This window comes from Duganella sacchari, assembly GCF_900143065.1.
Lineage (GTDB): Bacteria > Pseudomonadota > Gammaproteobacteria > Burkholderiales > Burkholderiaceae_D > Rugamonas > Rugamonas sacchari.
This window is the reverse complement of record NZ_FRCX01000004.1, coordinates 387,831-407,741: the sequence shown is the minus strand read 5'-3', so window position 1 is coordinate 407,741 and position 19,911 is coordinate 387,831. Positions and strand designations below refer to the sequence as shown.

14 protein-coding genes are annotated in these 19,911 nt (G+C 62.0%); 9 read left to right on the top strand and 5 right to left on the bottom strand.

Annotated features, from left to right (window positions below):
- The first annotated feature begins 43 nt into the window (after nt 1-43).
- The gene (locus BUA36_RS10905) at nt 44-838 is read left to right on the top strand and encodes a 3-hydroxybutyrate dehydrogenase (RefSeq protein WP_072784347.1); all 795 of its coding nucleotides are present in this window, start codon (nt 44-46) and stop codon (nt 836-838) included.
- Between the two features lie 217 nt (nt 839-1,055).
- Complete coding sequence (locus BUA36_RS10900) at nt 1,056-2,357, top strand: dicarboxylate/amino acid:cation symporter (protein WP_072784345.1); 1,302 nt, start codon at nt 1,056-1,058, stop codon at nt 2,355-2,357.
- A 155-nt stretch (nt 2,358-2,512) separates the two neighbouring features.
- Here the strand turns inward: BUA36_RS10900 and BUA36_RS10895 are convergent, their stop codons facing one another.
- From BUA36_RS10895 to BUA36_RS10875, 5 genes are read right to left on the bottom strand one after another with little or no spacing between them, the layout of a single operon-like run.
- Nucleotides 2,513-4,657, bottom strand: a complete 2,145-nt coding sequence (locus tag BUA36_RS10895; protein ID WP_072784343.1) for a T6SS phospholipase effector Tle1-like catalytic domain-containing protein — start codon at nt 4,655-4,657, stop codon at nt 2,513-2,515.
- A complete protein-coding gene (locus tag BUA36_RS10890; RefSeq protein WP_167544277.1) occupies nt 4,654-5,415 on the bottom strand; it encodes a DUF3304 domain-containing protein in 762 nt (253 codons plus the stop codon). Before BUA36_RS10890 ends, BUA36_RS10895 begins: the two co-directional genes overlap by 4 nt.
- A 15-nt stretch (nt 5,416-5,430) precedes the next feature.
- Complete coding sequence (locus BUA36_RS10885) at nt 5,431-6,255, bottom strand: DUF4123 domain-containing protein (protein WP_072784338.1); 825 nt, start codon at nt 6,253-6,255, stop codon at nt 5,431-5,433.
- A gap of 2 nt (nt 6,256-6,257) precedes the next feature.
- Nucleotides 6,258-9,134, bottom strand: a complete 2,877-nt coding sequence (locus BUA36_RS10880; RefSeq protein ID WP_072784335.1) for a type VI secretion system Vgr family protein — start codon at nt 9,132-9,134, stop codon at nt 6,258-6,260.
- Complete coding sequence (locus BUA36_RS10875; protein WP_072784332.1) at nt 9,131-9,904, bottom strand: hypothetical protein; 774 nt, start codon at nt 9,902-9,904, stop codon at nt 9,131-9,133. Before BUA36_RS10875 ends, BUA36_RS10880 begins: the two co-directional genes overlap by 4 nt.
- Before the next feature lie 205 nt (nt 9,905-10,109).
- Here BUA36_RS10875 and BUA36_RS10870 point away from each other — a divergent pair, with 205 nt between their 5' ends.
- The 7 genes from BUA36_RS10870 to BUA36_RS10840 are packed head-to-tail and all read left to right on the top strand — an operon-like array spanning nt 10,110 to nt 19,906.
- Complete coding sequence (locus BUA36_RS10870) at nt 10,110-10,907, top strand: M15 family metallopeptidase (RefSeq protein ID WP_072784330.1); 798 nt, start codon at nt 10,110-10,112, stop codon at nt 10,905-10,907.
- The gene (locus tag BUA36_RS10865) at nt 10,907-12,352 is read left to right on the top strand and encodes a hypothetical protein (RefSeq protein WP_072784328.1); all 1,446 of its coding nucleotides are present in this window, start codon (nt 10,907-10,909) and stop codon (nt 12,350-12,352) included. Before BUA36_RS10870 ends, BUA36_RS10865 begins: the two co-directional genes overlap by 1 nt.
- 28 nt (nt 12,353-12,380) lie before the next feature.
- A complete protein-coding gene (tssM, locus tag BUA36_RS10860) occupies nt 12,381-16,322 on the top strand; it encodes a type VI secretion system membrane subunit TssM (RefSeq protein ID WP_084560115.1) in 3,942 nt (1,313 codons plus the stop codon).
- Complete coding sequence (tagF, locus tag BUA36_RS10855) at nt 16,319-17,305, top strand: type VI secretion system-associated protein TagF (RefSeq protein WP_072784324.1); 987 nt, start codon at nt 16,319-16,321, stop codon at nt 17,303-17,305. Before tssM ends, tagF begins: the two co-directional genes overlap by 4 nt.
- Nucleotides 17,306-17,308: 3 nt before the next feature.
- Nucleotides 17,309-18,073, top strand: a complete 765-nt coding sequence (locus BUA36_RS10850) for an OmpA family protein (RefSeq protein WP_072784322.1) — start codon at nt 17,309-17,311, stop codon at nt 18,071-18,073.
- Between the two features lie 22 nt (nt 18,074-18,095).
- A complete protein-coding gene (gene tssA / locus BUA36_RS10845) occupies nt 18,096-19,154 on the top strand; it encodes a type VI secretion system protein TssA (protein WP_072784320.1) in 1,059 nt (352 codons plus the stop codon).
- Nucleotides 19,151-19,906 (top strand): AAA family ATPase, encoded by a 756-nt coding sequence (locus tag BUA36_RS10840; RefSeq protein WP_072784317.1) that lies wholly within the window; start codon nt 19,151-19,153, stop codon nt 19,904-19,906. The genes tssA and BUA36_RS10840 overlap by 4 nt, the downstream gene beginning before the upstream one ends.
- Nucleotides 19,907-19,911 lie beyond the last annotated feature (5 nt).

Genomic DNA, 19,911 nt, shown 5'->3' with positions numbered 1-19,911 from the left:
GTAGCGCAGCGCGCCTTCAATCACCAACCCTATAGAGGACAGTATGGCAAACAAGACTTTGAGCGGCAAAACCGCGCTGGTAACCGGTTCGACTTCCGGCATCGGTCTGGGCATCGCCCGCTCGCTGGCGGCCGAAGGCGCCAATGTGTTGTTGAACGGTTTTGGCGATGCCGGGGAAATCGAGCAGCTGCAGGCGGATCTGGCCCGGGAATACGGCGTGCAGGTGGCGTATCACAACGCCGACATGACCAAGCCGGCCGAGATCGAAGCCATGATCCAGTTCGCCGGCGACAAGTTCGGCGGCGTCGATGTGCTGGTCAATAACGCTGGCATCCAGTACGTCGCCAATGTGGAAGAATTCCCGGTCGAAAAGTGGGATGCGATTATCGCCATCAACCTGACCTCGGCCTTCCACACCTCGCGCCTGGTGCTGCCACGCATGCGCGCCAACAACTGGGGCCGCATCATCAACCTGGCATCGACCCACGGCCTGGTGGCCTCGGCCGGCAAATCCGCCTATGTCGCCGCCAAGCACGGCCTGCTCGGCCTGACCAAGGCCAACGCGCTGGAAACCGCCACCACCGGCGTCACCGTCAACGCCATCTGCCCCGGCTTCGTGCTGACACCGTTAGTGCAAAAACAGGTGGACGACCGCGCCGCGCGCGACGGCATCAGCAACGAGCAGGCCAAAAAGGCACTGTTGGCGGACAAACAACCGTCAGGCGACTTCGTCACCCCGGAAGAGCTGGGCGCACTGGCCGTGTTCCTGTGCTCCGACGCCGCCAAACAGGTACGCGGCGTGGCCTGGAATATGGACGGCGGCTGGGTCGCCCAATAAACCAATCCGGGGTCAGTTCTTGCAATCCAACACGAGCTCAGCCGTAGCGCCCACTACGGCTGAGCTCGTGTTGGATTGCAAGAACTGACCCCGGATGGTACGTAGTATCCCTTAGCCAGCAGAGATATCACTGGCCGTGATTTGCGGCTTTCCACAATAGTGATATCTCTCGCCCTGAGCGATTATGCACTCCTCACCCGAAACACGAGGAGACCCCGTGAAAAAACCATTCTATAAAGTCCTGTACGTACAGGTACTCTTCGCCATCGCCTGCGGCATCCTGCTCGGCGTGTTCTACCCGGACAGCGGCGTCGCCATGAAACCCTTCGGCGACGGCTTCATCAAGCTGATCAAGATGATTATTGCACCGGTGATCTTCTGCACCGTGGTCTCTGGCATCGCCGGCATGCAGGACGTGAAGAAAATCGGCCGCGTCGGCGGCAAGGCGCTGCTGTATTTTGAAGTGATCTCCACCTTCGCACTGGTGATCGGCCTGTTCGTGGCCAATATCGCCAAGCCAGGCGCCGGCTTCAACGCCACCGCCGCCACGCTGGACGCCAAGTCCATCGAGCAGTACACCACCAAGGCGCACCCGCTGACCACCACCGACTTCCTGATGAACATCATCCCGAATACGGTAGTGGACGCGTTTGCCAAAGGCGACATCTTGCAAGTGCTGCTCATCGCGATCCTGTTCGGCTTTGCCATCTCCCTGCTCGGTGAGCGCGGCAAGCCGCTGGTCAAGCTGATCGACGACGCTTCGCACGCCATCTTTGGCGTCGTGAACATCATCATGAAAGTGGCCCCGATCGGCGCCTTTGGCGCTATGGCCTTCACCATCGGCAAATACGGCATCGCCTCGCTGAAACCGCTGGCCAGCCTGATGGGCTGCTTCTACCTGACCTGCGGCATCTTCGTGATCGTGGTGCTGGGCACCGTGGCGCGCCTGACCGGCTTCTCGATCTTCCGCTTCATCAGCTACATCAAGGAAGAACTGCTGATCGTGCTGGGCACCAGCTCGTCGGAATCGGCCCTGCCTTCGCTGATGAACAAACTGGAGCGCCTGGGCTGCTCGAAATCGGTGGTCGGCCTGGTGGTCCCCACCGGCTACTCGTTCAACCTGGACGGCACCAACATCTACATGACCATGGCCGCGCTGTTCGTGGCGCAAGCCACCAACACCGAACTGACCCTGCTGCAAGAGCTGACTATTCTGGGCGTGGCAATGCTGACCTCGAAAGGCGCATCAGGCATCACCGGCGCCGGCTTCATCACGCTGGCGGCCACGCTGCACGTGGTACCGGATATTCCAGTGGCCGGCATGGCGCTGATCCTGGGTATCGACCGCTTCATGTCCGAGTGCCGCGCCCTGACCAACTTCGTCGGCAACGGCGTCGCAGCGATGGTCGTGTCGAACTGGGAAAAAGAACTGGACCGCGACAAGATGAAGGCCGAGCTGGCGAACCCAGGTTCGACCATCAAGGATCCTGAACTGCTGGAGCAAGCGGTCAGCCACTAAGCAAGCCTGATCCTTCCCATGCCCCGGCGCTGCTCAGCGCGCGGGGCATTTACGCCAGCATTTAATCTTCCTGGGCACGGTCAGCTTGCCCGGTCGGCACCTGGCACGGTGGAAAAATACCCGTCGTGCGCGCGACCATGCGAAGTCGATGCAGATTACGCAACCTGCTTATCTTCTTCCTGATGTACTTCGGAAATCAGCACGCTGTCGCGTCCTGCATATACTTTCCGGAAGCGCAGATAGCCCGCCAGCGGCGACAGTCCCCAGCTTTCATACGGTTCGCGGCCATCCGTTTTCATGCGCGGAATTTTCCCGGTGCGATCATATTCCAGCGCAGCCTGGCGCTTGTTGTCGTCGAGATTATCCTTCATAGGTACAAATGGCGGCTGCTGCATACCCGAGTTTTTCCCGTACAGCTTGGTCATGCGCTCCTCATTGAGCGCCGCAGCTTTTGCTTTCCTCTCGTTGTACTCGGCGACTCTGCGCAACTGTGCGGCCCATTTCTTCAGGTTTTCCTCAAGCTCAGGTTCATTGTCCGGGTAGTCGCCGGTCAACTTGAACCATGCACGTGAGTCATGGACATAGTTATCAAAGAAGTCCAATGTCGTTTGGGGCACCGGCGGCGCGCTGCTCCACCAGGTAGCGATCTCTTCCCATTCGCTTTTATGCTCGTTATCGAAACCGGGCTCCTGCGCACGTGGTTTAAACCCTTTTCCTTCCTCTTTCAGCCACTCCTCGAATTTCCCTATCTCTGCCTCCAGCTCCAGATTCGCGCTGTGCAGATCATTCTTGTCGAAGTTAGTCGCACGGCCAAAGCTGGCGGTCGATTCCAACGGCATTTTTCCGGTAGGCCGACGGGTTTTGTGATACAAGATGTGGTTCTTCGCTTGCTCCCGCATAATCGCCGTGAGCGTGCCGCTCTTGACCTGACAGTTGGCCAGGTAGCTATTCAATGCCTTGATCGTCGAAGGCATGATCTTGAATTTCTTTTTCACCGCCGGACTCGCCAGCTCAAGCTTGAGCGGCACACCAGCCAGCCTCGCCTCGCGGTACATATACAGCAGGGGCACCCGGGTCAGCATATCCGCGCCGGAGGGATCGGTTCCCCGTCCCTGCTCCAGCGGACAGTAGCCACAACCAATATCCGAGTGAACGCCAGGCAGCACAATCTCTTCACTGTTAGGCGGGGTAGTCTGTCCCACCGAAATAGAGTCGAGCGGGAAGCTACGCCGGATTTCATGCGCGGCGACCAGATGCACACAACGAATGCCTTCCGGTATCCGCAAGCTTTCTTCCGCATCAGCCCAGCCGCCGTGACCGTCAAAAAAACGTCCGAGGATACTGTTGCCCATGGTATTGCCAGCGCCCACCGACGCTACCGTATCAAACAGCCCCAGAAAATCGAACTGCACGTCAAACCCGCCCAGGCTCATGCCGGTACGGCCAGCAAGCTTCGCATCCAAGCGGCATACCGCCATGAGCCAATTGGTAAAAGCGCGCGCCTGCGTCGCCCCACGGGAGAAGCCAAAAATGGAAATATAGATTTTCTTGACTTGCGCCGGGTCGATTTTTGCAGGCTTGCCGGTCTTCTTGTCCGGCCAATGCTGCTTCACTGCCGCATGCAGGCGTTTCAACACTTTCTCAAATTCCAGGCGCGTTTTTTCATCCTTTTCTTCGTTGCGGTCCGAGCGGCTGAACAAACCAGCGCGCTGGCTTTGTTTGCCCATGTAACGGCGATGCTCTTTGGTCATGTCGAGGCGGTAGACCAGAGACAGTGTTTCCGACGGCGATAACAGCGGCGTCTTGAGAAAATAGCGGTGCACGTTATTGATGGCCTGCAGCAGCCCCCATATGATGCGCGACTCGCCACGGTACCCCATCGCAGCACCCCGCGTCAGTTCCAGACCCGTTCCACTGTCATTGATTTCCTTGAACGGCGATGCAACGCCGGGAACGTAGACTTTGAAGAAGTGCTGATAACGCGCGGCGTTATAGGTCCAGTCCGTGCTGGCCGGCAGCACGCCAGGAACACTCAGTCCCGGGTAGCAGTCGTACAACCGCGCCACGTTCGAATGGTTTTGCCCCGCCTCCGCCTGCACGTAATTGTTTTTGGTCCCATCAAAAAAGAAACCAAAAAACAGATTGGTCTTGCAGGATTCGCCCGGCACACCGAGAATCGGCTGCTCTCTGACTTCGTGCTTTTTACGAATATCCCGCTCCTCCAGGTCATCGAAAAAGCCCTTCATCGCATCAGCTTTGACGAAGGTCTCAGGGATAGGCGGAATTAAAATAGCGCTCATGGACGACGCTCCTTCAGCTCTTTAAGATTTTTCTGCGCACGGGCATAGGCTGCCTCAAAATCCTTCAACAGATAAGCCTGATATGCTTTATCTTCCGGGCCGCTAAAACCGGCAATAGACTGGGGATCACGCTTCGTTGAGTAATTCCATACCCGTGTCGCCACTACAAGCGGGTCTTTGCGCATGTCTCTCAAAAAATTCTCGTTCAGCTGTACAGCGCCTTCTTCTTGCTGGATATGTAAATCCATCTGTGCACGTTGATACGCCAATGACGGCACTGGCCAGCCTTTGATCTTGCCCGGCCACTTGGCATGGTCTGGCTGGTAGTCGCTTGAAACGATGCCGAGCTGACCATCTGCCATACGCAGCACCCACAGCTCGCCGGGCTTGCCATCGACATAGGCCGGTACATCAAGCAGCCTGGTCTCTGCAATTTCAGGGATATCGCCATTCGCCTTCTCGGCTAACCAGTGCTTGGCTTTCACCTTGATCTGGATGCCGCTGCGCCATTTGGTCGGCAGGTCGTAGCAGCACATGGTGCCGCCTGCCGCGTAGGGTCCTATCGTTTCACCGCCAGCCGCATTCTTGTCATTTGCCGGGTCGATCACGACATAGCTGAAATCGTCGCCGCTGTAATTCACGCCGTGCACGCTGACGGGCACTGTATTTTTCGCGCAAGCCACCAATGCAGGCAGGGAGAGCAAACACATCACCATCGCACTGCAGCACCGGGCCATAAACCGCTGTTTCATCGTCATTTCCATTCCATTCGATCAGGTCAACACCTGGGCATCACGCCAGCGTGCCAGCCTTTCGCCGCTAAGCGGATGAGCGGCCTGGCGGGCGTCGTCCAGGCAGGCCTCGCACCATTCCAGCCGCAGGTCAGTCTCCAGACCAGCGCTATCTGCAATGGCAAGCGCTTGCAAGACCACCGCATGCTGCTGCGAGAGACTGAATTCCCAGTTGCGGCCGCGGTCGCTGAGGCGCAACAGCATTTCATCTGGTTCGCTATCGCCGACCATGTCGCCAAACTGTTGCATCTCTAGCTCAGGCTTATCGCCAGGCGCGGCGAGCGCTTTACCCGTCACGGCCAACTCTTGCCATTGCCCGCTTCGGTCCACATACGACCAGCGCGTTGCCGGACCAGCCATCTGCGCCCGCTGCTCCTCCCTCAAGGCCTGAAATATGCCAGGCAAGCGGCGCGTGTCAGGGAAGCGGAAGTTAAATCGTTGGCCATCTGCCTGAATGACGCACCACACAGCCAGCCTGGTTTTCAGCTGGGGCAATGTCTCCGTCGTCTGGATCACGCTCAACATGGGCCAGCCACTGCATTGTTCTAGCAAGACATGCAGCCTCGGCAGGTCCGCAGAATATCTGACCAGAAATGGAGAGACTGCGAGCACCTGATCCGTGCTGCCCGGTAAAACGTCAAATAGCAGCGCCAGTGCGTCGTGCGGCACGACTGCGCCAACCCGGCGATAGAAGCCGGGCAAAAACACACCGTCGATCAGCAGATAGAGCTGCTGACCAGGCATGGCCTGTGCAGCCCGTCGGGGCAACTCAGCTAACAATGAAGGAACATAAGCGTCGATCATCATGCTCACTCCACCGAGGTAAATGCTGGCGCGGCCGCCAGCGATTTCTTGAGACATTCGACGCAGATACTATTCGGCATCGCAGGCATCGGATATGGTTGGCGCTCCGGTCCGGAAAAACTCTTCTTGGCTGCGTGGATCGTCAACGTGCCCGGGCACTGCACCGTGATATTGCCGCCATCAATCGTGATATTGGCGCCACCCGCTGTCGACAGCGTAATGCGCTTGGCCGCCGCCCAATCCATCTCAGCGTTGGCGCTGGTGATCTTGATGTCATCGCGTGCCTGCAGCTTCATCTGGTCGGCCTGCGCCTGGATGTCAACGGTGTCCTTGGCAGCGACAAGCTGCAGGCCCAAACCGTTTTCGCCAGGCGCCATTGCGCCACCCAGCACGCCAATGGCCTGGCCGGTCTGCGCGCGCAACTGGCCGCCGGTCACGAACTGGCTGTCGTTGCCGCTCACCAGCGCGATCGCTTCACCGTTCGACAACTGCACCGCCGCGCCAGAGGTCACGCCGATGCCGCTCTTGCCACTGATCGCAATGATGGGAGAACTGGCATGTGGCAGCTGATCGTCGCCTGGCGCTGTCTTTTTCTCACCCACATCGGCACGTGCCGTGTCCAGATTCTTGTTGCCGACCATGCCCGAAACGGCGGTCAGCATGGCTTTCAGCGGCGCCGTATTTTCATCGAGCTTGCTGGCATTGGCTTTGGCCGCGCCGATGTGTCCTGCCAGGGCGACGGTTTGGTGGGTTTTGCCGGCGTCGCTGAAAGTTTCGCCGATCTTGGCGACCTGCTTGAGCATCGCAATCCCCGCCGCGTTGTCGCCCGCAGGATCGCGTGCATCGGCACCATGATTGATTTTGTAGCTGCTAATCAGCAGACCGGCACCGCCGCGCACTGCGCCATATGTGTCGGTGCGCAGTTCGGCGCCCTGTCCTCGCAAGCTGCCACGATAGTTATCAGCGCTGTGGATCAAGTGGCCCAGACTCAGTTCGCTGGCGGCGTGCGTGGAACGCAGCTGTACGCGGCCTTGCGTATCGGTGTCATCGAACAGCAGCTGGTTGTAGCCGATGCCGCCAAACTCCTTGCTGCGCACGCCCCACTGCGCGGCGGCATTGCGATGTCCCGCCGTATCGGTCGATGCGCCGTGCCACAGCGGACCATTGCCACCGGCCAGATTGCCTTGGGCCGATGGCGACTGGTCACCGGCCGGATTGAACGGCTGGGCGGCGTTGGCTTCGCTGGTCTTGCCAGCGGGCGTGGGCGTGACGCCGCCTTCGCCCTGGCCGTTGTACAGCGCGCCGATGATGATGGGCCGGTCAATGTCGTTCTCGATAAACTGCACCAGCACTTCCTGACCGATGCGCGGCAAGAACTGGCTGCCCATGCCGCCGCCGGCCGAGCGCTGCGCCACGCGCACCCAGCACGTGGCGTCGCCATTGTCCTGCCAGTGATAGCGGATGCGTACGCGGCCGAGCTTGTCGCAATACAGTTCATCCGCACCCGCCGCCTGTGCCGCGCCATCGGCGCCGATCACGATGGCGCTTTGGGTGCCACGCGCGGTCGGCTTCGGATGGCTGCGGCCATCGCTGCCGGGCAGTTGCGGACGCCAGACCACATCGGCGGCCACCGCGTCAAAGCTGTTGGCATAACCGGTTTTGCGCGCTTGGGCGATGGTTAGCGGGAAGTCGTCCGATGGCGCGGCCACGGTTTCTTCCAGCAGTTCCGGAATCGGGCCAAACAACTCGGCCAGCGCCTGCTGCGCGGGCGACGGCAGGTTGTTGATGCCCACACTGCGCACGCGCAGCAGCACGTAGGCCGGCGCGCTGTTTGGCGGCGCATCGCCGCCCAGCGACAATGGTCCCTGCGTCAGCGTGAATCGCGTGCCAGCCTGCATGGTGCGAACCGTGGAACGGCCGCGCCACAGCTGCGCGGCCGCCTCCCTGCCCTGCATCTGAATCTCGGCATAGCGCTGCGCCTGCGCGCTATTGGCGTAGCTGTACTGGCCCGGCACATCATAACTTTCCAGCGGCGGCAGCTTGCCCGCGCTCAGGCTGGACGGCGCGCTGGCGCTGACCGCGCGCTTGGCTTTGTAGTCATAGCTCAGCAAGGTGCTGACCGACGCCGCGACCATGCGGCGCGCTTGCAATACCTGCACTGTGTCTGCCGCCTCGCCAGCGCGTACGCCATGGAAGCGGATGCCCCCGCCAGCCTTGCTGCTGGCGTCTTCCGGCGTTGCGCTTTCCTGGCTACTGTCGGCAAACAGCACCACGCCGACGCTGTCTTCCAGTTGTTCGTAGCGCCAGGCCAGGCCTTCTTCGGTCAGCAGACGCTGGACAAATTCCAGGTCGGATTCGCGATACTGGCAGCAGTAGCTGCGCGCCACCGCATCGGCCATGAACGGCGTCGCTTCTTCGCTCCAGCGCCACTGCGCCAGCGGCGCGTAGGTGTTGAAGACGTCGTCAACGATTTCAATAACGGTCTTGTCCTGCCATACGCGGCTGTTGCGGACCTGGCTCAAGCGCCACAGCCATGGCGTCAGGCGCAGGCGAAAGCGCGCCAGGCCGCCTTCGCTGCCCAGCATTGCCACCTGCGTGATTTCGCCATAAAACGTGGTGCGGCTGCCATCGGCCAGGCTGGCGGTCAGCCCCGCCCGCTGGCCCATCAACGACGGCAGGTCGACCATGGCGTTGGTGGACAGGACGATCACATCGCGCGGGCCGACGCCCTGCACGCTGTCATCTGCGGAAAATGCTTCAACCAGCAAGCCCCCCGAACCCAGGTCGCCGTCGCCGGCCTCCAGTGCCAGCGCATACAGGCGGGTAGCACTGGAAAACTGCGCCAGCGCTGTGGTGACCTGCTCGATCAACGCCGTGCTCATGATTCCGACGCTGTCTTCACCGCCACAGGCTGCTGTTTGCATTCGGGCTCGTTGCGCGCGCTGGTCGAGCACAAATGTTCACGGCATTGCGTCGCACCGGCTTCGTTCATGCGTTTGCATTGTTTGAGCTGGTAAGCGGGCGACGAGGTTTCCTTGGACTGGCGGTTGGATTGCACATGCGCCATCAGCGCAGCCAGCAGCGTGACGTCATTGTCGGCGGGGGCAGGCTTCTTGGCGGGATGTTCAGCCTTTTTCGCCACCTGCACCGGTTTTTTCGCAGGCGGCTTGGGCTTGGCTTGCGCGACATGCGGATGATCGAACGCCGCCGTCAACTCATCATGCTGCGGCTTGGCCGGGGTGTCGTTCAATATCTGCTTGAGTGTGCGTGAGTTGTCCACGGCAGGACTCAACGCTGCCGTGTCGTCCACAATGGTGGCGGCGGGCGCCACCGCAGCGGGAGCAGCGACGGTGACGGCCGTATCAGACTTGGACGCTGACGGCGTGGCCGCCGCGACAGGTAGCGTCAATTCGGGTTCTGGCGTTGTGCTTGGCCACAGCGCCACAGCGGCAATTGCCAGACCCAGCACGCCAACACCGGCGACAGCCACCATGGCAGCCGTCTTCCTGGGCGCCGCTTTGCCCACCGCAGCAGCGGCAGGTTTGCGCTCCAGCCCATCCAGAATGCCGCTGCGCCCAGCCTCCGCCGCAGGCTCCGTCGACAGGAGACTGGGACGGCCGCTGGGCGACGGGCGTTCATCTTCACGTTGCAAAATAAGCTCCCTTGTAAATTTCGCATGACTTTACGACATTCAAGAAAAACATGCCGCACAACTCGGCAATTCAATCGTGCGCGGATTGTCAGAACTCTAATATATACTCCAGAGCAATGCTTTTTAGACATTAGTATTAATCGAGGTCGACGTGTTCCTACTGGCGGTAACCCTATATTTCCTGCTCGCCTGCCTCATCAGCTGGATGCTGCTCTTCCCATCCGGCCGTGAGTTTGTGGCAGCCGCACTGGCTGGCGCCGGCACTCGCCTGCAGCACACGCTGGGGCGGCTGGCCCATCGCCGCCGCGAAGACATGGGCGCGCTTGCGCGCAGCGGTCGCGCATCGATGGGCGGCCTGCGCGCATTCTGGTCCGACCATTATTTATTCTGCCTCGGCGGCCTGGCGCTGCTGTGCATCCCGCCGCTGCTGGCCCTGCTGTTGGCCGGCAAACCGACGCTGAGCGCTTACGAAACCTCCACGCGCGAGGTCAATACCCAGGTCGCCGGTCTGCTGCAAGGCGAACAGCTGGTGCCGCCGCCGGCCTTGCCGCCGCTGGTGTTTACCACCGCCGAAGTGCAGCTGGAACGTCCAATGCTGTCGACCGCAAGCCGTGACTGGGCCATGCTGGACAGCGCTTACGCCCAGCGCCTGCTGATGGCCTTCCGCATCATGAAAGAAAAATACGGCTACGACATGGCGCTGCTGGAAGGCTACCGCAGCCCCGAGCGCCAGAACACGCTGGCGGCCATGGGTTCCGGCGTGACCAATGCCGCCGCGTTCCAGAGTTGGCACCAATACGGCCTGGCCGCCGACTGCGCCTTCCTGCGCGACGGCAAACTGGTGATTTCCGAACGCGATCCATGGGCCATGCGCGGCTACCAGCTGTATGGCGAAGTGGCGGAGTCGCTGGGCCTGACCTGGGGCGGCCGCTGGAAGATGATGGACTTCGGACACACGGAGCTGCGTCAGCCCGGTGTCATGCACAAACAAGGGAATAAATAATGAACTGGCTGCGCAAACTGGCATTGGCCGGCGCCGCCTTCGGCATCAGCTGGGGTGGCGCGATCTGGTATTGGCGCGAGACCAACCGCATGCCCGCGACCAGCGAACTGGCCTTGTACATGCTGGTGCTGCCGCTGGTGTTACTCACCACTTTATGGCTGGGCCGCAAGGCCTGGGCGCGTATCAGCATGCCGGCAACGGCGGGCGCCACCGCTGCCGCCACGCCATCCATCGATGCCGCGCCGGAAGCCGCACCGCTGCCGGCAGCATTGAGCATCGCCGCCAGCGCCATCCGCGTGCCGCACGGCGCATCGGTTGACGAGCTGCGCGCCGCCCTGGCCGGCAATCAGGCCCGCCCTAACCTCGACAGCGAACTGCAGGACGACGACGGCTATCCCGTCATGAGCGCACGCCTGCGCGATATCGACGAAGACGCACTGCGCCACGACCTGGAAGCCTGGCGCGACAAACTGCAACTGGCAAACCCGCACTTCGACACCGCACAATGGCGCGCGCTCGATGCTGCCACCAGCGCGGTCAGCGAACTGGCAGCGCAGGCGGCCAGCCATATGTATGTGGCGCCATGGCTGCAACAGGAACACGAACGCCAGCAGGGCCGCCTGCCGCCGAACGCAGTGCCGGTGCCCGTACCGCCATCCTTGCAGTTGCTGGCAGTCTGGCCTGCGGAGTGGACCGCGCCACAGCGCGAGATTGCCGATCAATGGCTGCGCACTGTCGCCGTGCAGGCGGGCTGGCCACAGCAGCGTCTTGCGGCGCCAGCGCCAGCAAGTGATGCGGACGACGCCGGCCCGGCGCTGTCGAAACTGCTGGGCCATTGCGGCGACAGCCAGCACCCTTGCCTGGCCATCGTGCTTGCCGCCGCCTCCCATCTGAGCGAGAACAGCATCGCAAGCCTGTCGGCGCAGAATGGCCTGTTCTCTGCCACGCATCCGCAAGGCCGCATTCCCGGCGAAGGCGCAGCGGGGCTGCTGCTGGCCGACGCCGCCCACGCCAGCCTGATCACCGGCCGCGATGACAGCGGCAGCATATTGCAGACCATCGCCAGCGGCCGCCGCAGTGCATCCGCCGACGACGCCAAACGCGACACCGACACCAGCCTGGCGCAAGCCGCCGAACAGGCGCTGCACAACGCCCGGCTGGACGGCGCGGCCGTCACCCTGGTCACCGCCGACACGGGCCACCGCACCAGCCGTGTCACAGAACTCATGCACGTGGTCACCGCTGCCGCACCGCAGCTCGATCCCGGCGCAGACGTCATCAGCATCGGCAGCAGCTGCGGCAGCTGTGGCGCCGTCACCTGGTTAACCGCCCTCGCAGTGGCGGATGCGGAAGTACAGGACCGCGGCGGTCCTGTGCTCTGCATAAGTAACGAAGATCCTTACCGCCGCTACGCCGCGCTATTACGCCCGGCGTTGGCGGCCTGACTACTCCAAGCAACCGAGTCCTATCATGATGCAAAAATTCTGGCTCTTCCTGACCCAACGCCGCACGCTGATTGTCATTGGCTGGCTGGCCTTTGCCGCACTGCTGTTCATTACAGCCGCGCTGCTGCAATGGCCCGCCTCCGTGCCCTGGACCGTCCTGGCGATTACACTGGCCTTTGGCGCCATCGTCTGGTACTGGCGCTACCGCAAACGCCAGCGCGCCGCCGGCAAACTGGGCGACATGCTCGAGCAGCAGGCGTCCAAACCGGTGAAGGCCGATCCGGCCCAGCGCCAGGAAACCGAAGCGCTGCGCACGCGCATGCTCGACGCAATCGGCACCATCAAGAATTCCAAACTGGGCCAGACCTCCGGCAATGCCGCGCTGTATGAGCTGCCGTGGTACATGATTATCGGGAACCCGGCCGCCGGCAAGAGCACGGCGGTGGCCAACTCCGGCCTGCAGTTCCCTTTCGCCGACAGCAAAATCATTCAAGGCGTTGGCGGCACGCGTAACTGCGACTGGTTCTTCACCACTGACGGCATCCTGCTCGATACGGCTGGCCGCTATTCGGTGGTCGATGAAGACCGCGGCGAGTGGTTCGGCTTCCTCGACCTGCTGAAAAAATACCGCAAGAAGGCGCCGATCAACGGCATCATCATCGCCGTGAGCGTGGCCGAGCTGACCCGCAACCGGCCGGAGTTCGCCATCAACCTGGCCAAGAACCTGCGCCAGCGCGTGCAGGAGCTGACCGAGCGGCTGGAAGTGCATGCGCCGGTGTATGTGCTGTTCACCAAGGCCGACCTGATTAACGGCTTCAACGAATTCTTCCACGACAGCGAACGCGGTGAACGCGACAAGGTGTGGGGCGCTACCCTGCCCTACAGCCGCAGCACCACCAGCGAAGAAGTCCTGAGCCAGTTCGACGCCCGCTTCGATGAACTGTACGAGGGCCTGAAAGACCTGAGCGCCGCCAACATGGCGCTGCAATGGCGCGAGCGCATGCCGCCTGGCGTCTTCACCTTCCCGCTGGAGTTCAGCTCCATCAAACCGTCGCTGCGCACCTTTATCGCCACGATGTTTGAAGAGAACCCATTCCAGTTCAAGCCCGTGTTCCGTGGCTTCTACTTCACCAGCGCGCTGCAGGAAGGCGAATCCGTCTCTGCCTCGTCGCAACGCGTGGCACAGCGCTTCGATCTGCAACTGAAGCCTGCCGATCACGAAGAAGCCCACCAGCAGCAAGGCTACTTCCTGCTTAACCTGTTCCGCAAAGTGATCTTTGCCGACAAGGACCTGGTGGCGCAATACGCCAGTCCGGCCAAGCTGCGCGTGCGCTACGCCGCCTTCTTTGGCGCCGTGGCGCTGGCCGGCCTGGCCCTGGCCGGCTGGAGCTGGTCGTACATGAACAACCGCCAGCTGGTGGCCAACGTTCAGGCTGACCTCGACCAGGCCATCAAGGTGCAGGAGAAATCCATGGACCTGCAATCGCGCTTTGCTGCGCTGGAGATCCTGCAGGACCGCATCGAACAGCTGGACAAGTATGAGCAGAACCGCCCACTGTCGCTGAGCCTGGGCCTGTACCAGGGCACGCTGCTGGACCGCAAGCTGCGCGAAGAGTATTTCAACGGCGTGCGTGAAGTCATGCTCAAGCCGGTGAGCCAGACGCTGGAGGCCTTCCTGGCGGAAGTCAACAACAACGCGGGCCAACTGCAGCCGATGGCGAAACCGGTATCGGCCGCCTCGGTCGGCAACGTGGCGCCCGCCAACGCAACGCAGGCCGAAGCAGCGGCGGCCATCAATAACAGCGCCCAGCAATTCAAGGATGCGTCGCCAACCGACGCGGAAGACGCTTACAACGCGCTCAAGACCTACCTGATGCTGAGCGATAAGTCGCGCGCCGAAGCGGGCCATCTGAACGATCAGCTGACGCGCTTCTGGCGTGTGTGGCTCGACACCAACCGTGGCACCATGTCGCGCGAGCAGATGATACGCAGCGCCGAACGCATGATTTCCTTCTACCTGGCGCAGATCAACGATACCTCCTGGCCGCAGATCGATTCGCGCCTGGCACTGGTTGACCAGACCCGCGACAACCTGCGCCGCGTGGTGCGTGGCATGCCGGCGCGCGAACGCGTCTACGCCGACGTCAAAGCACGTGCGGCAACCCGCTTCCCGGCCGTGACGGTGGCCTCCATCGTCGGCGATCAGGACAAGGAACTGGTGCTGGGCAGCTACGCCGTACCGGGCAGCTTCACGCGCGCCGCATGGCAGGGCTTTGTGCAGGACGCGTTCCGCGAAGCCGCCAACCGAGAACTGCAAAGCGCCGACTGGGTGCTGAAAACCTCGTCCAAGGATGACCTGACGCTGGAAGGCAGCCCAGAGCAAATCCAGAAGGCACTGGTGGACCTGTATAAAAACGACTACGCACGCGAATGGCAGAAATTCGTCCAGGGCGTGACCGTCAAGGACCTGTCCAACTTTGACCAGGCAGCGGGCGCCATGAACCGTCTCGGCGATCCACAAGTCTCGCCGCTGAACAAGTTGATGAACACCGTCTACGAACAGACCTCGTGGGACAACCCGTCGCTGCTGGACGCTGGCCTGCAACGTGCGCAGCGCGGCGTCACCGGCTGGTTCAAGGAAACCATCCTGCGCCAGAAGCCATCGCAGATCAACGTCAACGTGAACACTGGCGGCGTACAGAACGCCGCGATGCCGCTTGGCCCGGTCGGCCGCGAATTCTCGGGCGTGGCGAAACTGGTGGTCGCCAAGGATAAGGATGCGTCGCTGATGCGTGGCTATATGGACCAACTGGCCAAGCTGCGCGGCCGCTTCAATCAGATCAAGAACCAGGGCGACCCAGGCCCTGGCGCCAAGCAGCTGATGCAGCAAACGCTGGATGGCAGCGGCTCCGAACTGGCGGACGCACTGAAATACGTCGATGAACAAATGCTGACCGGGATGACCGACGCGCAGAAAGCCGCCATCCGTCCGCTGCTGGTGCGTCCATTGATACAATCGTTCGCCGTGATCGTGCAGCCTACCGAGGCGGAAATCAACAAGGTGTGGGCAGCGCAGGTGCTGCAACCGTTCCGTCAGACGCTGGCGACCAAATATCCCTTCGCCACCGAATCGCGCGCGGAAGCCAGCAATGCGGAAATCGGCACGGTGTTTGGACCGGACGGCGCCATCGCCAAATTCTTCAACACCACCATCGGCCCACTGGTGGTACGCCGTGGCGACACGCTGAGCACCAAGACCTGGGCCAACATGGGCATCAATCTGGCGCCGCCTGTCGTCGCCAGTTTCCCGGGCTGGGTAGCGCCACTGGCGGCCAACGGTGTCGCCAATGCCGCGGCCTCCAGCGGCGGCGAAGGCCAGACCAGCTTCGACCTGCAGGCGCTGGGTGCTGTCAGCGCCACCGAGTTCACCATCGAGATCGATGGCCAGGCCCTGCGCTGGCGCGGCCAGCCGCAGCCTTGGGTGCACATGGCGTGGCCTAACCCGCAAGGTGTGCCCGGCGCGCGCATTACCGCCATCACACCAGAAGGCCGCAGCATTGTGGTGTTCAACGAATCGGGTCACTTTGGCCTCAAGAAGATGATCGATGCGGCCAAACGCAAACGCAAGGACAATGGCGCGTTCGAACTGACCTGGGATAACTCGGGCGTCTCCGTGACCGCCAATCTCAAGATCATCGGCACCGCGCCGCCGCCAGTGCAGGCACAAGCTGCAGCGCCGACGGCTGGCTTCAAGCGCCTGCGCCTGCCGGATATGGTGACCGCTCCAGCGCCTGCGCCAGTATCTGACACCGCACCGGCGACCGCCACGCCGGCAGTCAGCCCTGCCGGTACGCCGCCGCGCGCGCCAGCAGCGCCGCCGCCGTCCACGCCAACGCCAACGCCAACGCCGGCCACCATGCCAGCGCCGGTGCAGCCCGGTGTAATCCGCACCGCAGGAGCCCAGCCATGAGCCGCGGCGCCACCATTGCCAGCATTGGCTATTTCGGCAAAATCCCCGGACGCGGCGATTTCGTCAAAGGCGGCGACAGTCCTGCGCTGATTAAAGTCCTGGACGACTGGCTGGCCCAGGCCATGGACCTGATGAGCACCGACGCCCGCTGGAAACTCAACTACGACGCCGTCGCACCGCTGCATTTCGCCTTCGTCGGCCCGCGCCGGCGACATGCAATCGCCGGCCACATCGTCGCCAGCAGCGACCAGTCGCAACGTCGCTTTCCATTCCTGATGACGAGCAGCGTGGAAGTCGCCGAACCGGCCAGCTTTGTGCCGACCGCACCGCTGGTCTTCAACCGCCTGTGGACACGTCTCGCCGCGTTGAGCAGCAGCGTGGTCGCTGCCGGTGACCCCACAGTGCCGTTACAGCTTGCTGCCAGCGAAGCCGTCGAACTGGATCTGCGCAGCGCCGCCTATCAAGCCACGTTTGATGACTTCCTCGAACTGCAAACCATCGGCGGGCTCGATGCGCTGCTGTCGCAGGCAGGCTTCCGCGGCTCGTCGCGGCAAGTGCTGCTGGCGCTCGGCATGCTGCTGCAGCCGGTACTGGCCAGCAGCTCCAGCCGTCTCGACAAGACACTGCTGCTGCCGTTGCCGCAGGACCCGATGTACCGCAACCTGGTGGCCGCTTTCTGGATGCACCTGATTACGCCGTTCCTGGCACGCGCCGACTTCGAACTGGCCATGTTCCTGACCCGCCAGCACGAACAGCCGGTGCTGCTGCTCGGCTTCTCGGGTGCGTCGGCGGCGACGCTGCACGGCATCATGGACCCGCAAGCCGCGCAGGAACAGCACATCGCGTTCGAGCAGCTGGACTGGGTGGAAGAACAAGCCGACAGCGATTACGCCGTCAAGAAGCTGTCCACCTATCTGTCGCAGCCATCCCTGTCACTCAAGTCCGCGCTGGAGTCGGTCCGCACGGCGTTTATTGGAACCTGAATCATGCGTACTCTTATTTTCAGCGTCCTGCTGCTGACCGGCGGCAGCGCCCTTGCCCAGACAGCGGCGCCACAGCCAGGCCAGGTGCTGGCGGCTGGCACCCTGCCCGATGAAGCCAGCAAGGCGGCCGTGCTGGCCAAGCTGCGCGAAGTCTATGGCGCCGACAAGGTGGTGGACCAGATCTCCATCGACAAAGTGGCGACGCCAGCCAACTGGAATGGCTACGTGCAGAAATTGCTTACCCCGGACCTCAAGCAAATCAGCCGTGGCCAGTTAAAAATCGACGGCAGCACCGTGAGCCTGCGCGGAGAAGTGGGCAACGAGGCAGTACGCCAGCGCATCGCCAGCAACATCGCCACCAGCCTGAATCCGACCTACACGGTAAATAACGGCTTGCGCGTATCGGCCGCCGACCAGAGCGTGCTCGATAGCGCGCTGGCCAACCGCATCGTTGAATTCGAAAGCGGCAAAGCCGAGCTGACGCCGGCCGGTAAAGGCATTCTGGATGAAATGGTCGCTGCGCTGCGCAAGCTGAGTAATCGCAAGGTCGAAATCATCGGCCACACCGACAGTGCGGGCCTGCGCGCCACCAACCAGGGGTTGAGCCAGGCGCGCGCCGAGGCGGTCAAGGCTTATCTGTCCAGCCACGGCATCAACAGCGATCTGCTGAGCGCCAGCGGCCAGGGACCGGACCGCCCGGTGGCCAGCAATGACACGCCGGAAGGCCGCGCGCGCAACCGCCGCATCGAATTCCGCATGGCGCAGTAAGCGTCGACCGAAAGAGGACACCATGTATTCCGCACAAGAACTGCTGCAACCCATCAGCGACAGCCAGCCGGCCGGCGCCGACCTGTCGTTTTCGTCTGAGCTGGACGCCATTGCCCAGGCCCGCAAGTTTGACGACCCTTCGCTCGACCAGGGCGAATGGGTGACCGAGTTGAAAGAAGCCGACTGGCCATTCGTGGTTGACCGCTGCGCCCATCTGCTGCAGAAATCCAGCAAGGACTTGCGGCTGGCCGTCTGGCTGACCGAAGCTGGCGCACGCGTGCACCAGCTGCGCGGTCTCGGCGAAGGCTTTCAGCTGCTGGCCGGCCTGTGCGACCAGTATTGGGACCAGGGCCTGTATCCGAGCGCGGAGGATGGCGACAACGAACAGCGCATTGGTAACCTGAGCTGGATCTTGTCGCGCACTCCAGGGCTGGTGCGCGAAATCGGCCTGACCGAAAATGGCGATTACTCCACCATTGATATCGAAGAAGCCCGCAAGCGCGCCACCAGCGGCGATGAAGCACAGCAAAGCCGCACACCGCGCCTGGCTGATATCGAAACCGCCAAGCGCAATAACTCGGCACAGTTCTCCGCCAATTTCCGTGCCGATGCGCAGTTCTGCATTGAAGCGCTGGAGCAGCTGGAGCGCGTGGCTGACGCACGTCTCGGCAACGATGCTCCAGGCTTCGCCGCCGCGCGCGACGCAGTCAAGGCCATGCTGCGCGCCGTACCTGCCCTGGCGACTGCAGCTGGCGGTGCTACTGGCGCCAGCGAGCCGGGTGAAGCGGAGGAATCCGGTTTGTCGACCGGTATCGGCGCCGACGCCGGCGCTGCAAACACTGCGCCGATGCCGCCGGCGCGCCCTGGCGTCATCAGCAATCGCGCGCAGGCGGTGGCACAGTTGCGCGCGGTGGCGGACTTTTTCCGTCGCAGCGAGCCGCATAGTCCTGCCTCCTACTTTGCCGACAAGGCCGCAGCGGCAGCTGAACAGGATCTGCACACCTGGCTGCGCTCCGTGGTAAAAGACCAGGCATCACTTGCCCACATCGAGGAGCTGTTGGGCGTACAATCCGATGCATGATCTCCAAACAATACGTTTCGCAAGTACGCCTGAGAGCCGACGACATCGAAAGCTTTGACCGCTATCCGTTTTGCCTGCCGACGGTGCGCCATCTTGACGTCCTTGAGCTTCATCCCAAAGTCACGTTTGTTGTCGGCGAAAACGGCTCGGGGAAATCGACGCTACTGGAAGCAATCGCGGTATCGTTCGGCTTCAATCCGGAGGGCGGAAGCAAAAATTTTGGCTTCAACACGCGTGCGTCCCATTCAACGCTGCACCAGTACATCCGGCTATCCAAAGGCATCCGGCGTCCGAGGGATGGGTTCTTCCTGCGCGCGGAAAGCTTCTTCAACCTCGCGACAGAAATCGAGGAGTTGGACAAAGGGCCAGGCGGGCCGTCGATCATCAACTCCTACGGCAAAAAATCCCTGCATGAGCAATCGCACGGCGAGTCCTTCTGGTCGCTCGTGATGCACCGTTTCGGCGGCAAAGGTTTCTACATCCTGGACGAACCGGAAGCAGCACTCTCGCCCCAGCGCCAGCTCGCGCTCCTCAGCCGCATCCACGAACTGGCAAACGATGATTCGCAGTTCGTCATCAGTACCCATTCGCCGATCCTGATGGCCTATCCAGACGCCTACGTCTACCAATGCTCGGACACCGGCATCCAGCGGATTCGCTACGAAGACACCGAGCATTTTCAGGTGATGCACGACTTCGTGGTCAACCCCAAACGCATGCTTGACATTCTGCTGGGCGCAAAAGACGCGTAGCCGCT

What these genes read in the sequence shown, in the direction of transcription:
- BUA36_RS10885 (WP_072784338.1), bottom strand. Translation starts at nt 6,255, where the DNA reads ATGATGATCGACGCTTATGTTCCTTCATTGTTAGCTGAGTTGCCCCGA.
- BUA36_RS10890 (WP_167544277.1), bottom strand. Translation starts at nt 5,415, where the DNA reads ATGACGATGAAACAGCGGTTTATGGCCCGGTGCTGCAGTGCGATGGTG.
- BUA36_RS10905 (WP_072784347.1), top strand. Translation starts at nt 44, where the DNA reads ATGGCAAACAAGACTTTGAGCGGCAAAACCGCGCTGGTAACCGGTTCG.
- BUA36_RS10880 (WP_072784335.1), bottom strand. Translation starts at nt 9,134, where the DNA reads ATGAGCACGGCGTTGATCGAGCAGGTCACCACAGCGCTGGCGCAGTTT.
- BUA36_RS10865 (WP_072784328.1), top strand. Translation starts at nt 10,907, where the DNA reads ATGAACTGGCTGCGCAAACTGGCATTGGCCGGCGCCGCCTTCGGCATC.
- BUA36_RS10870 (WP_072784330.1), top strand. Translation starts at nt 10,110, where the DNA reads ATGCTGCTCTTCCCATCCGGCCGTGAGTTTGTGGCAGCCGCACTGGCT.
- BUA36_RS10840 (WP_072784317.1), top strand. Translation starts at nt 19,151, where the DNA reads ATGATCTCCAAACAATACGTTTCGCAAGTACGCCTGAGAGCCGACGAC.
- tssM (WP_084560115.1), top strand. Translation starts at nt 12,381, where the DNA reads ATGCAAAAATTCTGGCTCTTCCTGACCCAACGCCGCACGCTGATTGTC.
- tagF (WP_072784324.1), top strand. Translation starts at nt 16,319, where the DNA reads ATGAGCCGCGGCGCCACCATTGCCAGCATTGGCTATTTCGGCAAAATC.
- BUA36_RS10895 (WP_072784343.1), bottom strand. Translation starts at nt 4,657, where the DNA reads ATGAGCGCTATTTTAATTCCGCCTATCCCTGAGACCTTCGTCAAAGCT.
- tssA (WP_072784320.1), top strand. Translation starts at nt 18,096, where the DNA reads ATGTATTCCGCACAAGAACTGCTGCAACCCATCAGCGACAGCCAGCCG.
- BUA36_RS10850 (WP_072784322.1), top strand. Translation starts at nt 17,309, where the DNA reads ATGCGTACTCTTATTTTCAGCGTCCTGCTGCTGACCGGCGGCAGCGCC.